This window comes from Pelagibius sp. CAU 1746, from assembly GCF_039839785.1.
Classification (GTDB): domain Bacteria; phylum Pseudomonadota; class Alphaproteobacteria; order Kiloniellales; family Kiloniellaceae; genus Pelagibius.
This window is the reverse complement of sequence record NZ_JBDOQT010000001.1, coordinates 2,178,811-2,192,514: the sequence shown is the minus strand read 5'-3', so window position 1 is coordinate 2,192,514 and position 13,704 is coordinate 2,178,811. Positions and strand designations below refer to the sequence as shown.

The following is a 13,704-nucleotide window of genomic DNA, read 5'->3' as shown; positions in this document are numbered from 1 at the left end:
TAGCCGAAGAAGCAGCGCAGAGCGACCCCTTATCCGCTCATGTCAGCTCTTCCCACAACGGCAGCGCGCCCAGCGCCGCCAGGCCGCAGAGGCCGAGCGCGACTTTGCGATAGAAACCCTCGCTGGCATGGGGGAACAGCCGCGCCCCGGCAAGGATGGCCAGCACGTAGGCCGGCAGCAGGATCAGCGCCTGGCGCAGCACCGCCAAGGTCAACAGGCCGTTCAGCCATAGAGTCAGGCCGGTCACCAGCCCGAGCAGGCCGAAGATGGCGTAGATGTTGGCGCGCACCTGGGCCGCGTCCGATTGCCCGCCCAGCCAGAACAGCACCAGCGGCGGCCCGGAGAGACTGGCCGCACCGCCCGTCACGCCCGCCACCGCGCCCACCGCCGCCGTGCCCAGGAAAGGCAGGCGACGCCGCAGCCGCCAGCCGGCGGCCAGCGCCAGGACGGCGGCCAGGATCGTCAGCGAGATTGCCCAGCGCATGATCAGCGGATCGGCGGAGACCAGCAGCGCCACCCCCAAGGGGACCGTCAGGGTGGCGCCCAGCAGGAGCGGCAGCACTTCCGCCCAGGTGCAGCGCCGGAAGGCACCGAGCGTGATGTGCAGGGTGGCCAAGCTGTCGACAAGGAAGAGCAGCGGGACGGCGACGGTCGGGGCCTCCAGCATGCCCGCCAGGGGGACGAAGATCATCGCCGCGCCGAAGCCGGAGAAGCCCCGCACCAGGCCCGCCAGGACTGCCGGGCCGGCCAGCCAGAGATAGTGCCCCTCGACCAGCCAAGCCCATACCCCCTGCCCCATCGTCCACCGCCCTTGCCCGTTACATCTCCGCCGTCGCGCCGCCATCTGGTGCGCGGCATCCGGCTGTGATACTCCTGCGAATATGCAGATCCAATTGAAATTGATGCAGTTTCTTGCTGCAAGTTTGCAGCGATGACGATCCCGCTGAACTGGGCCGACCTGCGGGTGGTGCTGGCGCTGGCACGCGGCGGCAGCCTCTCGGCGGCGGCGCAGAGCCTGGGCATCGACCAGACCACCGTCAGCCGGCGCCTGGACGCGGTGGAAGCCGCCCTGCGGGGACGCCTCTTCCTGCGCGAGCGGGGCCGCCTCACCCTCACCGCGCTGGGCGAGACGGCGCGCGGCGCCGCCGAGCGCATGGAGGCTTCGGCGCTCGCCCTGGAAGCCGCCGCCGGGGAGTCGGGGGAAACGGTCATCGGACGCGTGCGCATCACCGCCGTGCCCATTCTGGTGAATCAGCTCATCGTGCCGCGTGTGCCGGCGCTGCTGCGGCGCCATCCGGCGCTGGCCATCGACGCCAACGCCGACTCGCGCAACCTCAGCCTCAGCCGGCGCGAGACCGACGTCGCCCTGCGCTTCGCCCGGCCGGAGAGCGGCAGCGGCCTCTGCCGCCGGATCGGCGCCCTCTCCTTCTCGATCTACGCCGCCAAGGGAACGTCGCCGGAGGCCCTGCCCTGGGTCACCTACGAAGAGCGCTTTCTGCACTATCCGCAGGCGCGCTGGGTGGCCGACCATGTCGCGCCGGAGGATCTCTCGCGGCTGCGCATCAACGATGCCGAGGGGCTGGCGCAGGCAGTGCGCTCCGGCCTCGGCCGCGGCGTGCTGCCGGACTTCATGGCGGCCGGCGATCCGGCCTTGCAGCGGGTGTCGGAAACGCCGGTGCTGCACCGCGGCCTCTGGCTGCTGGTACATCCGGACCTGCGCAAGCTGCCACGGGTGGCGGCGGTCATAGACTGGCTCGCCGCCTTGCCCGGCCAACTGCACGCAGAGGTGCGGTAACCCCCTGGCCCTACGGCGTGACGGTTACTGAATTTCGATCTGGTGGGCGAAATCGCGGCCGTTGGAGATGGTGATCTGCTGGAAGCCGAGCATCTTCGCCAGGTCGAAGAAGGTGAAGAAGTCTTCCACGCCCAACTGGGCGAAGACCGGCAGCAACCGCGCCACCGCGGTCATCTGCGCGAAGATCGCGCGGGCACGGTAAATGGTATCGATACGCCCGTCCTCCAGCGCCACGATGATCAGCTTCTCGGCGTCGGAACCTTTGGCGAAGATGGCCGCTTGCGGCGGATAGGGCGCCTTGTTCTGCTCGTTGGTGATGCCGGTGACGAAGGCGATCCGTGCCTTGCGCGAGGCCTCCGGGCTGGTGAAGGAGCGCGCCTTGTAGACCTCCGAGGAGGTCAGTTCCGGATAATAGAAGCCCTCATGGCGGTCTTCCGCCAGGGCCCCGGCCGCCAGGCTGAAAACAACAACCGCCGCCAGCGCCGGCAGCACCCGCCGATACCAGTTTCCCATGCCAAACTCCCCCGTCGCCTAATACCTGTCATCCCTATGGTGGCCCGGCCCGCAGGCCGGACTGCGGAGCAGCCTGCGGCAGGCCCCCGCGTTTGGCAAGACGCTTGCCCCCGCCGCCGCCTCGTAGCCGGCCCTGGCGCCGGGCAGCGAGGGCGCTATACTCGCCGCGCGGTCCGGCTTTCGCCGAGTCGCGCCGAATTCGATCGATTGGCCGTGACCTGCGGGCGGGCCGAGAACGCACAGGACCAAGGGCCCGCAGCGCCATGAGTCGTCGAAGTTTCGCGCTGGTCGCCAGCGATACCCCCGAAGCCGCGGAGGCCAAGGCACGCCTGGAAGCGCGCTACGAGACCGCCGACGTGGATAAGGCGGAGGTCATCGTCGCCCTGGGCGGTGACGGTTTCATGCTGGAGACCCTGCACCGCTTCATGGAGCGGGCGGTGCCCATCTACGGCATGAACTGCGGCACCATCGGCTTCCTGATGAATCAGTTCACCGAAGACGGCTTGGCCGACCGCGTCGCCGCGGCCCAGCCGGTTACCCTGCACCCCTTGCGCATGAGCGCCGACACGGTAGACGGCAAGACCAGCGAGGCTTTGGCCATCAACGAGGTCTCCCTGCTGCGCGAAAGCCGGCAGGCCGCCAAGGTCGGCATCTCCATCGACGGGGTGATGCGTATGGAGGAACTGGTCTGCGACGGCGTCCTGCTGGCGACGCCGGCGGGCAGCACCGCCTATAACCTCTCCGCGCATGGTCCCATCGTGCCCATCGGCGCCCAGTTGCTGGCCCTGACCCCGATCAGCGCCTTCCGGCCCCGGCGCTGGCGCGGCGCCCTGCTGCCGGCCCGCGCCGAAGTGATCTTCGAGGTCCACGAGGCCGCCAAGCGGCCGGTCAGTGCCACCGCGGATTTCACCGAGGTCCGCGACGTGCTGCGCGTCACCGTACGCGAGGACCAGAGCGTCGACCTCAATCTGCTGTTCGACCCCGAGCACAATCTCGAGGAACGGATCATCAAGGAACAGTTCCAGCCCTGAAGCGCCCCTCCCGGCAAAAAAATCGGCGGCTCGAAGCATCCGGAAGCTTCAGGGGGCGAAGCGTCCGGGCGACGAGACCGCCGAGGGAAGGTTCCTTCGGTGCAGCAGGGGTCCGGGGGAGTGCCGGTGAACGGCCTCAGACGCAGCGCGACCAGACGGGCTTGCGCGCCATGACCTCGACCTCGATGCGGGTCAGGCCGATGTCGTGCAACTGGATATCCGTGAGCTTGCGCAGGCGGGCACGCTCTTCAGCCTGGTGTTGCCAGCAAACCATGACGGCAAAGAGGCACGCCGGAACCCGCAACAGAGCCCCGGCCAGTCCCCCGGCGAGCGCCAAAGCGGCCGGCAAACCCTGCGGCGTCTTGCGGAAAGCTGTCTGTTGCATGTCAGTACTCCTTATGTGACCCCCCTTACAGGGGCGTGCCGGAACTGGCGAATATTTTCGCTTTGCGGCAATGTCTTAGGGTCAGAGATATTGCGAATTGCTGAATCCGACAAACGATGATATTTCATAATTCGAATAAGATTTTCTAATTCGAAGAATGGCCAGAAAACTCCCGCCTTTGAACGCCCTGCGTGCCTTCGAGGCCGCGGCGCGCCGCCTTTCCTTCACCAAGGCTGCCGGTGAGCTGCACGTCACTCAGGCGGCCATCAGCCACCAGGTGAAGACCCTGGAGGAGCATCTCGGCCTGCAACTCTTCCGCCGCCTCAACCGACGCCTGGTGCTGACCGAGGCCGGACAGCGCTACCTGCCGGTGCTGCGCGACGCTTTCGACTCCATCGCCGAGGGCACCCGGCGCCTGCACCAGCATGAGGACAGCGGCGCCCTGCACATCAGCGTCGTGCCGTCCTTCGCGGCCAAGTGGCTGCTGCCGCGCCTGTCGCGCTTCCGCGAACGCCATCCGGACATCGACGTCATGGTTTCGGCCAACAACACCCTGGTCGATTTCGCCGACGGCGTGTTCGAGATGGGAATCCGCTACGGTCCGGGAAATTATCCGGGCCTGCGCAGCGACCTGCTGTTGAGCGACGAAGTCTTTCCGATCTGCAGTCCCAAGCTGCTGGCCGGGGCGCACCCGCTGAAGTCGCCTCACGACCTGCGCCACCACACCCTGCTGCACGACGAGGTCTCGCGCCACGACGAGAGTCCGGACTGGCGGAGCTGGCTGCAGGCGGCGGGGATCGAGGGGATCGACTGGCGCCGCGGCCCGGGCTTCAGCGACTCTTCCATGGTGATCGAGGCCGCGGCCGCCGGTCAGGGGGTCGCCCTCGGGCACCGTTGGCTGGCCGCCGCGGACCTGGAAAGCGGCCGCATCGTCATGCCCTTCGGGCCGGTCGTCCCCTCCAGGTTCGTTTACTACGTGGTCTCACCGCCAGCCCTCGCCGAGCGCCGCCGGGTGCGTCTGTTCCGCGAGTGGTTGATGGAGGAAGCCGAGAGGACTGGCGCCGATCCCGTCCCTCTGTCATCATAGAAACAGCTCTGCGTTCATCAGAGTTCCCTCCCGGGCCCTCGGGCCCTACGCCTGGAGTTATTTTTAGCGTGTCCGATCCCCTGAAAGCCGACAACCCGGCCATCAGGCCCGAAACCCGCGCCATGATCGAACGTCTCATCGCGTTCGACACCACGAGCCGCAACTCCAATCTGGAGCTGATACACTACGTGCGCGACTACCTGGCCGACCTTGGGGTCACGGCCAGCCTGGTGCATGACGCCGAGGGACGGAAGGCCAACCTCTACGCCACCTTGGGACCCGCCGACCGGCCCGGTATCGCGCTGTCCGGCCACACCGACGTGGTGCCTATCGACGATCAGGATTGGACCCGCGACCCCTGGCGGGTCAGCGAAGGCGACGGCCGCCTTTTCGGGCGCGGCACCTGCGACATGAAGTCCTTCATCGCCGTGGCCCTGGCCCATGCGCCGCGCTTCCTGGAAGCCGGGCTGCAGACCCCGGTCCACCTCTGCTTCTCCTACGACGAGGAAGTCGGCTGCAAGGGCGTGCCCAGCCTGCTGGACTTCCTGGCGAGCCAGCCGGTCAAGCCGGCCATGTGCGTGGTGGGAGAGCCGACGGACATGAAGGTGGTCACAGGCCACAAAGGCAAGCGCTCGGTCTGCTGCCGCGTGCGCGGCAAGGAGGCCCACTCCTCGCTCGCCCCCTACGGCGTGAACGCCGTCGTCGCCGCCGCGCGAGTCGTCGGTTACCTGGCCGACATGGCCGACCGCAAGGCCGCGGATGGCCCCTTCGACGCCGACTTCGACGTGCCTCATACCACCATCCACACCGGCACCATCGAGGGCGGCACGCAGCTCAACATCGTGCCCGGCCACTGCCGCTTCGAGTTCGAGTTCCGCTACCTGCCGCAGGACGACCCCGAGACCCTGCTGGGCGAGGTGAAGCGCTTCGCCGAGGAAACCGTCGCTCCGGCGATGCGGAAGATCGATCCGGCCACGGGCTTCTCCTGGGAGGAGCTCTCCAGCTTCCCCGGCCTCGATCTCGCGCCGGACGCGGAGGTGGTGGAACTGGCCAAGGCGCTTTCCGGGGGCAACGACACCGGCAAGGTCGCTTTCGGCACCGAGGCCGGCCTCTTCGATCAGCGCGGCATTCCGACGGTGGTCTGCGGGCCCGGCTCCATCGACCAGGCGCACAAACCGGACGAATTCGTCACCCTGGAGCAAGTGGCCCTCTGCGAGCGTTTCATGGACCGTCTGGAGGAACGCCTGCGTGGTTGAGAGCGCGGCCGGAGACAGCGTCGCACGGGAGCCCGTCGAGGCTGTCGTCTTCGATGTCGGCGGCGTGCTGATCGACTGGGATCCCCGGCACCTCTACCGCAAGCTTTTCGACGACGCCGAGGCCATGGAGCGGTTCCTGTCGGAGGTCTGCACCCAGAGCTGGAACGAACAGGTGGACGTGGGCCGCCCGACGGCGGAGATCACCGAAGAGCTGAGCCGCGAGCATCCCGACAAGCGTCCGCTGATCGAGAGCTACTACGCACGCTTCTCCGAGATGATCGCCGGCCCGATCGACGGCAGCGTCACCATCTTGGAACGCCTGCACCGCCACGGCCTGCCGCTGTTCGTGCTGTCCAATTTCTCGGCCGAGATTTTTCCGCCGACCCGCCGGCGCTTCTCCTTCTTCGAGCGCTTCGCCGGGTTCGTCATCTCCGGCAGCGAGGGTATCAAGAAGCCCGATCGCCGCATCTACGAGTTGCTGATCCGGCGCTTCGGGCTGCGGCCGTCGCGCACGCTTTTCATCGACGACCGTGCCGACAACGCCGAGGCCGCCCGCAATGCCGGCTGGCAGGCGCTGCACTTCCATTCGCCCGCGCAACTGGCTCGCGACCTTGCGGCGCTCGGACTGCCCGTCCCCAGCCCGGCCCATTGAGCTGATGCACCGCATGGATACCCTGCCGCCACCCGCCTTCGACCTTACGCCACCGGACATCTCCGGCTGGCGCCGCGGTGACGACAGCTCCAATCTTCCCGGCCCGGGCCACGTCACGCCGGATTACGTCCACAGTTTCGATTTCGGCGTCGCCGGCCACGGCATCGACTGCACCCCGGCGCCGCAACGCGTCATCGAGGTAACGGATCGCGTCACCGCGGCCAGCAACGACTTCACTTTCGTGCGGCCCTTCCGCGGCATGGACGTGCTGGCTCAGGCGGGCACGGTCATCGCCCTCGATCGCGGCGCGCCGGTGGTCACGCCTTACGACAACTGCATCCTCGTCATGCCGGTGGCCCATCCTCAAGCCGGCGCCACCGCGGTGCGCCTCGGCCGGGAGGTCGGATGATGGCGAAGCAGGCCCGACCGATCACGAAGCCGACGCGGAGCTGGCCGCCGCTCCACAAAATTTTGCTGGCGCTGGCGATCGGCGCCAGCGGCGGCTGGGTCGCCGATTACTTTCAGGTGCCGCTGGCCTGGATGCTGGGCGCCATGCTCAGCACCACCGTGGCCGCCATGGCCGGCCTGCCGGTCGCGCTGCCCGTCCTCTTCCGCCTCGCCATGATGGCGGTCCTGGGGGTGATGCTGGGCAGCGGCTTCGCACCGGAAATCCTCGACCGGCTGGGGGATTGGACCATCTCGCTGATCGGTCTTGCCGCCTACACCGCGCTGGCGACAGGAGCGGTCGCCCTCTTCCTGCGCAAAGTCGCCGGCTACGATCCGATCACCGCGTATTTCTCGGCAGCGCCGGGCGGCCTCTCCGAAATGGTGTTGGCCGGCGCCCAGAATGGCGGTGACGAGAGGGTCATCTCCCTCACCCATACTTCGCGCATCCTGCTGGTGGTGCTGGCCCTGCCCTTCCTGATGCAGATCACCTTCGGCTACACTCCGGGCCCGCGGACCAGTGCCGGCATCCCGCTGGTCGACGCCCAGCTCTTCGACATGCTGGTTCTCACCTTCTGCGGCGTTGCCGGCTTCATGCTGGCCCGGTTGGCGCGCCTGCCGGCCGCCGCCGTCCTCGGCCCCATGTTTCTTTCCGCCGCCTTCCACATGAGCGGCCTTACCGAAGCCAAGCCGCCGACCGAACTGGTCGCCGCCGCGCAGGTCGTGGTCGGCACCACAATCGGTTGCCGCTTCGCCGGCGTGAGCATGAAGCTGGTCGGGCACACGATCCTGGCCTCGATCGGCAGCACCGTCATTCTGGTGGCCGGAGGACTGCTCTTCGCCGTGGCGCTGCACCCGGTCACCGGCCTGCCCACCATCGGCATCTTCCTGGCCTATGCCCCGGGCGGCGTCGCCGAGATGAGCCTCATCGCCCTGGCCCTGTCGATCGATGCGGCGCTGGTGGCGACCCATCACATCGTGCGGATCTTCCTCATCGTGGTGTGCACGCCGCTGGTCTTCCGGCTGCTGCCGGCACGCCTGATCGGCCGCCGCGGCGTGCCCGCGCCTGGCGAGGACTGAAGCTTCTCCCTGCGACCGGGCCTGATCGCCGCCCGTTTCTTGACACACCGCTGTCACCCGCGACCCGGCAGGCTGCGATCAACAGCATCCGCAAGCCGGGAGATGCTGGACAGCAGCGGGGCCCTTTCATGTCGGATCGTCTTCTGGTCGTCTTACTGGCGTTGCTTCTCGTGGCGCCGCTGTGGTTCCTGCTCGACCTCGAGATCTTCGGGCCGGCCGAGCCCGAGACGGGCGAAGACCCTCTGCGGAGCCTGTCCATGGAAGAGATGATGCGTCACGCCGACGGCCTTATGGACCATGCGGCCACCCGCAGCGGCGCCTTGGCCGCCAACTAGATCCACTTCAGCCGGCGCAGCAGCCAGATCTCCAGCCCCGCAATGACGGCGAGCAGCAGGCAGACCGCGGCGAAAGCCCAAGACGATTCGACGCCGGGAATGCCGCCGACGTTGATCCCCAGAAGTCCGGTGATGAAGCCCAGCGGCAGAAAGACCGCGGCGATCACCGAGAGGACGTACATGCCGCGGTTCATCTCGTCGGAGATGCGGTTCGCCAACTGATCGTGGACGACGGATGCCCGCTCGCGACCGGCGTCCAGGTCTTCCACATAGCGAGTGATGCGGTCCGCGGCCTCGCGCAGCAGATGCCGCTCGCGCTGGTCCAGCCAGGGCGTCGCCTCCTGGTCGCCCGCCAGACGCAGCAGCGCCTCGCGCTGCGGGGCGAAGTAGCGGCGCAGCAGGATGGCCTGCCGGCGCACGTTCGCCAGGCGCTCGCGCAATTCCGGGCTGGAGCTCTCCAGCACTTCGTCTTCCAGGGCATCGATCCGGTCGTCGATCTCGGCGATGACCGGTTCCATGCGCGCCGCCAAGCGGTCCGCCAGCAGCGCGAGGAACTCGCCGACATTCTTCGGGCCGCGCCCCTGGTCCAGCATTTCGTCGATGTCGGTCACCGCCAGCAGGCGGCGCAGCCAGACGGTAAGAAGCTGGCGGCCGTCGGTCCAGATACGGATCGAGACCATGTCCTCCGGATCGGAATCCGGATTTAGGTTGACGCCGCGCAGGATCAGCAGCAGTCCGCCTTCCAGCGGCGTGCAGCGCGGCCGCGTCTCCTCGGCGGTCAATGCCTGGCGGACCAGGGGCGGAATGCCGCGTTCTTGGGCCAGCCAACGCGTTGCCGAGGCGGAGGTGCGCTGCAGGTGCGCCCAGCAGACCTCGTCGGTGGCGTGATCGTAAGCGCCGGCCGACTCCCGCCGGGCCCCGCCCCGGCCGTCGAAGACGCTGATGAAACTCCAGTCGCCGCTTGATCCGTCGCTCATGCCGCCTCCCTTGTTGTCCCACCTTCCACGCAGCGCTTCGCGCCCAGAAAGGCCTTCCTTCCGTCCAGCCGGCTGTTACCATCCCCGCCGACGCGAAAGATGGAGCCCCTCCCATGCCCGAATGGCTTGCCGATCCCGATATCTGGGCCAGCCTCCTGACCCTGACCTTCCTGGAAATCGTCCTCGGCATCGACAACATCATTTTCCTGTCGATCATAACCGAAAGAGTGGCCGAGCACCGCCGCTTGTTGGCCCAGCGCCTGGGACTCGGCCTGGCGCTGTTCGGGCGCATCGCCCTGCTGGCGGGGTTGGTCTGGCTGACCAAGCTGACCGCGCCGATCTTCGAGATCTTCGACCTGCCGGTTTCCTGGCGCGACATCATCCTCATGGGCGGCGGCCTCTTCCTGCTGGCCAAGGCCACGTCGGAGATCCATCACACGGTCGAGGGGCCGGCGGGGGAGAACGCCGCCGGCGGCAAGTCCGCCTCCTTCGCCATGGCCATTGCCCAGATCCTGGCCATAGACTTGGTCTTCTCGCTCGACTCGGTGATCACCGCCGTCGGCATGACCGACAAGCTGCCGATCATGGTTGCCGCCGTGGTCATCGCCATCGCGGTCATGATGTTCGCGGCGACACCGATCAGCGGCTTCATCCGACGCCACCCGACCACGAAGATGCTGGCGCTGTCGTTCCTGCTGCTGATCGGCGTCGCCCTGGTGGCAGACGCCCTGCACTTCCACGTGCCGCGCGGCTATCTCTACTTCGCCATCGCCTTCTCGCTGATGGTCGAGCTGTTGAACCTGGCTGCCACCAGGCGGCGCCGCAAGACAGGGGAAAACGCGGGCTAGAGCAGATCAGGGCCGGCCGGAAGCACCGAAGGCGACCCACCGTCCCTGTGAACCTGCTCTATACCTCTGGAGTAGATCGGGGCGCTTCCCCGCCCTGGGGCGGCGTCCCGAAGACAGGCCCGCAATCTGATCTACATCTCCCTCACGGATTGAATTTGAACTCACGATTTCTTTATCGGATGGCGAAATTTCGGGCGCCCATCAACTAATGAGAAGATTTTCCAGGTTTCATTTCGCGCCCGACAAGAGAAAACGCCGCAGTGAATTCCTTTTGTTTCAGCCTCTTAGAAGAGCCCTCTTGGGAGACAGGCGCCAACCGCTACTTCCGCGCGATTTTTACGGCCCAGGATAATCGTTTCTTAAGAAGAGTGGGTCATCAATGCGGCCTCTATAGATAGATTTTCTCCAGAATCAGACAACCAGCCCACCGGGGAACTTCGCCGGCTCACAGCCCAAGGCGCCGCTCCGGAGCAGAAGGCGAAAACCCTGTCTGGAGAACGTCCGCGGCAAAACCGGCAGCGGCGGGTCGGAGGCACAGTTCGGGCTTGGGAAAAGGGGGAGCCTCACTATGTTGAGCAAGAAGCAATCTGGCATTTCCGCAAACGAAGCGCGGCCTGCCGCCGCCAAAACCGCCGGCACCGGGCGCGGCGCGGCGGCTTCAGGGTCCGCAGGTCCGCTCGGCTTCGTCAACAACATCAAGATTTCGACCCGCGTATTCTCCGGCTTCGGCGTAATCCTGGTGCTGCTGGGGGCACTGGGCGGGCTGTCGGTCTACTCGCTCAACGCGACCAACGACGCTTTTACCGAGTACCGTGCTCTGGCGCGTCAGGGCAACGCGATCGGCCACGTTCAGGCGAGTCTGCAGATGACCCGCATGAACGTGAAGGATTTCATCATCACGAAATCCGACAACGACAAGAACGGCGTCTTCGACCACGCGGGCAAGACCGCGACGTTGATCGACCAGGCGCTGGAACTGGTTGAAGCCCCCGACCGGCGGACCCTGCTGACGAACATGAAGTCGCAGATGGAAGAGTACGTCAGTCACTTCCAGAACATCACCGAGATGAACGATCGCAGCAACGAGATCGTCGACGGCGCGCTGAACCAGATCGGACCTAAGATCGAGGAAGACCTGAGCGCCTTGGTGGCGAGCGTCTTCGACGACGGCGACGTGGAAGCCTCCTTCGCGGCGGGCAACGTTCTGCGCGGTTTCTTGCTGGCGCGCCTCTATTCCGCGACCTTTCTGGTCGACAATCAGGAAACCACTTACCAGCGGGTGATGGAAGAGTTTGGCGCCTTGGATCAGTCGACGGCCGAACTGATGGCCGGCCTTCCCGACCTGCATCGCCGCAGGCAGGCCCAGGCGGTGATCGAGGAGATCGCCTCCTACCGCGACGCCTTCGATCAGGTTTACGCCATCGTCGTACAGCGCAACGCCGTCGTAAGCCAACAGCTCGACCGCATTGGTCCAGCCATCGCCCAGCAGATCGACGAATACAATCTCTCCCTGCGGGAACGCCAGGGCGCGATAGGCGACAGCACCTCGACTGCGATCGACGAGGCGAGCCTCGTCGGCAGTGGGCTCTCGGTCGTAAGTATCGTTCTCGGCATCGCCTTTGCCTGGCTGATCGGCTTGAGCGTTTCGCGCCCGGTCAATCGCATGACCTCGGTCATGGTGGAACTGGCGAAAGGGAACAAGACCATCGAGGTTCCCGCCCAGCACCAGAAGGATGAAATCGGCGCCATGGCCAAGGCCGTCCAGATCTTCAAGGAGAACGCCCTGGAGGTCGATCGCCTGGCCGCCGAACGCGCAGAGCAGGACAAACGAGCGGCCGAAGAAAAGCGCCAGTCCATGCTGAAACTCGCCGACGACTTCGAAGCCTCGGTGAAAGTGGTCGTCGACGCGGTCTCCACCGCTTCCGGGGAGATCAAGTCCTCCGCGCAGGATCTGACCAACGCGGCCGAGGAGGCGACGGACAAATCCACCGCGGTCGCCGCAGCGGCGGAACAGGCCAGCGCCAGCGTTCAGACGGTGGCCGCCTCGTCCGAGGAGATGGCCAGTTCGATCAACGAAATCGCCCGCCAGGTCGACGAGTCGACGCAAGGCACCAGCGACGCCAAGACCGAAGCCGAGCAGACCGATTCGGTGGTTCGGGAACTGGCGAGCGCCGCGCAGAAGATCGGCGAGGTGGTCACGCTGATCTCGGACATCGCCGAGCAGACCAACCTGCTGGCCCTGAACGCCACCATCGAGGCGGCGCGCGCCGGGGAAGCCGGCAAGGGCTTCGCGGTCGTGGCGTCCGAGGTCAAGAGCCTGGCCCAGCAGACGGCGAAAGCCACCGAAGAGATCGCGAGCCAGATCGACGGCATCCAGACGACCACCGACTCCGCCGTGCAGGCCATCGCCCGCATCAAAAGCACGATCGTGAAGGTCGACGAAATCGCCGGGTCGATCTCCGCGGCGATCGAGGAACAGACGGCGGCGGTGGCCGAGATTTCCTCCAACACACAGCAGGCGGCGGCCGGCACCCAGGAAGTCTCCACGAATATCACCGATGTTCACAAACGGGCGGAGCAGACCGGCACCGCGGCGCGCCAAGCCCTGGAGGCCGCCACCGGGCTGAGCCAGCGTTCGGGCGAACTGAACCAGAAGGTCATGGAGTTCCTTTCCAGCATTCGCGCCGCCTAGAGCAGATCAGGGTCGGCTGGAATCGCCGAAGGCGATCCACCGGCCCTGTAAACCCGGTCTAGGCCAGGCCGCCGCAACCTGCCGGCGGCCGGCGCCTCAGCGCGCAAAACCCCGCACAGGCGCGCCCGATTGAGATGGGCGCCCGGTAGAGATCGCCGCTTCTCAGGAGCGGGCGTTCGGCATTCCGAGCGGCCTTGTTACCGACGTCCGCTCTGCCCGGCTCCACGCGAAACGGCCGGCCCAAGGTCGTTCTTCAGTTCCCGGTTTTCTTCCCGCCACAAGCAAGACATGGGCTGCGGCAATCACCGTCGCGGCCCAGCCGTCTTGCGCGCCTTCTCAGCCGGCGGAACCGTCAAAACCCTTAGTGGTCTTCTCGATTATTACTTCAATAAATAGTGGCGCAAATCAAACGGGGTTAAAGAAAAAAACTATACGTCTTAATCCATTAACACGTGTGCTTCTCGCAAATATCCATATTTCAATCAATGAGATGGTCCTCTTTCCCCTGAATTCGCAGAGAACAAGAACTACTCCAGATAGATCACACGCAAACCAGGTAATCGTTTTTTAGGGAGAAAAGCTCATTGCTATGATCATCGGCGCCAATCA

At 66.1% G+C, this 13,704-nt stretch carries 14 protein-coding genes; 10 read left to right on the top strand and 4 right to left on the bottom strand.

Going from position 1 to position 13,704, the window contains the following annotated elements; genetic code table 11:
- Positions 1–37 precede the first annotated feature (37 nt).
- Positions 38–799, bottom strand: coding sequence for a sulfite exporter TauE/SafE family protein (locus tag AAFN88_RS10345; protein WP_347520220.1), 762 nt, complete (start codon positions 797–799; stop codon positions 38–40).
- 132 nt (positions 800–931) lie between these two features.
- On the opposite strand from AAFN88_RS10345, the gene AAFN88_RS10340 reads away from it, so the two are divergent.
- Positions 932–1,795 (top strand): LysR family transcriptional regulator, encoded by an 864-nt coding sequence (locus AAFN88_RS10340; RefSeq protein WP_347520219.1) that lies wholly within the window; start codon positions 932–934, stop codon positions 1,793–1,795.
- 24 nt (positions 1,796–1,819) lie between these two features.
- Here AAFN88_RS10340 and AAFN88_RS10335 read toward each other — a convergent pair whose 3' ends face one another.
- Positions 1,820–2,308: a molybdopterin-guanine dinucleotide biosynthesis protein A gene (locus AAFN88_RS10335; RefSeq protein ID WP_347520218.1), complete on the bottom strand. Its 489-nt coding sequence runs from the start codon at positions 2,306–2,308 to the stop codon at positions 1,820–1,822.
- 263 nt (positions 2,309–2,571) lie between these two features.
- Here AAFN88_RS10335 and AAFN88_RS10330 point away from each other — a divergent pair, with 263 nt between their 5' ends.
- Positions 2,572–3,339 (top strand): NAD kinase, encoded by a 768-nt coding sequence (locus AAFN88_RS10330; RefSeq protein WP_347520217.1) that lies wholly within the window; start codon positions 2,572–2,574, stop codon positions 3,337–3,339.
- Positions 3,340–3,475: 136 nt separating this feature from the next.
- Here the strand turns inward: AAFN88_RS10330 and AAFN88_RS10325 are convergent, their stop codons facing one another.
- On the bottom strand, positions 3,476–3,724 hold the full coding sequence (locus AAFN88_RS10325; protein ID WP_347520216.1) for a DUF1127 domain-containing protein: 249 nt from the start codon (positions 3,722–3,724) through the stop codon (positions 3,476–3,478).
- A gap of 157 nt (positions 3,725–3,881) precedes the next feature.
- On the opposite strand from AAFN88_RS10325, the gene AAFN88_RS10320 reads away from it, so the two are divergent.
- The 6 genes from AAFN88_RS10320 to AAFN88_RS10295 all read left to right on the top strand — a co-directional run bounded on the left by AAFN88_RS10320 (position 3,882) and on the right by AAFN88_RS10295 (position 8,578).
- Positions 3,882–4,811, top strand: a complete 930-nt coding sequence (locus tag AAFN88_RS10320) for a transcriptional regulator GcvA (protein WP_347520215.1) — start codon at positions 3,882–3,884, stop codon at positions 4,809–4,811.
- Positions 4,812–4,879: 68 nt separating this feature from the next.
- Positions 4,880–6,067, top strand: a complete 1,188-nt coding sequence (argE, locus tag AAFN88_RS10315) for an acetylornithine deacetylase (RefSeq protein WP_347520214.1) — start codon at positions 4,880–4,882, stop codon at positions 6,065–6,067.
- On the top strand, positions 6,060–6,719 hold the full coding sequence (locus AAFN88_RS10310) for an HAD family phosphatase (RefSeq protein WP_347520213.1): 660 nt from the start codon (positions 6,060–6,062) through the stop codon (positions 6,717–6,719). Before argE ends, AAFN88_RS10310 begins: the two co-directional genes overlap by 8 nt.
- 13 nt (positions 6,720–6,732) lie before the next feature.
- The gene (locus tag AAFN88_RS10305; protein WP_347520212.1) at positions 6,733–7,128 is read left to right on the top strand and encodes a hypothetical protein; all 396 of its coding nucleotides are present in this window, start codon (positions 6,733–6,735) and stop codon (positions 7,126–7,128) included.
- Positions 7,128–8,243, top strand: coding sequence for an AbrB family transcriptional regulator (locus AAFN88_RS10300; RefSeq protein WP_347520211.1), 1,116 nt, complete (start codon positions 7,128–7,130; stop codon positions 8,241–8,243). The genes AAFN88_RS10305 and AAFN88_RS10300 overlap by 1 nt, the downstream gene beginning before the upstream one ends.
- A gap of 128 nt (positions 8,244–8,371) precedes the next feature.
- A complete protein-coding gene (locus tag AAFN88_RS10295; protein WP_347520210.1) occupies positions 8,372–8,578 on the top strand; it encodes a hypothetical protein in 207 nt (68 codons plus the stop codon).
- On the opposite strand, the gene AAFN88_RS10290 is transcribed toward AAFN88_RS10295, so the two are convergent.
- The gene (locus AAFN88_RS10290; protein ID WP_347520209.1) at positions 8,575–9,555 is read right to left on the bottom strand and encodes a zinc transporter ZntB; all 981 of its coding nucleotides are present in this window, start codon (positions 9,553–9,555) and stop codon (positions 8,575–8,577) included. The genes AAFN88_RS10295 and AAFN88_RS10290 overlap by 4 nt on opposite strands.
- 113 nt (positions 9,556–9,668) lie before the next feature.
- On the opposite strand from AAFN88_RS10290, the gene AAFN88_RS10285 reads away from it, so the two are divergent.
- Together AAFN88_RS10285 and AAFN88_RS10280 are read left to right on the top strand one after the other, a co-directional pair.
- Positions 9,669–10,403: a TerC family protein gene (locus AAFN88_RS10285; protein ID WP_347520208.1), complete on the top strand. Its 735-nt coding sequence runs from the start codon at positions 9,669–9,671 to the stop codon at positions 10,401–10,403.
- Between the two features lie 568 nt (positions 10,404–10,971).
- A complete protein-coding gene (locus AAFN88_RS10280; protein WP_347520207.1) occupies positions 10,972–13,095 on the top strand; it encodes a methyl-accepting chemotaxis protein in 2,124 nt (707 codons plus the stop codon).
- The last annotated feature ends 609 nt before the right edge of the window (positions 13,096–13,704 follow it).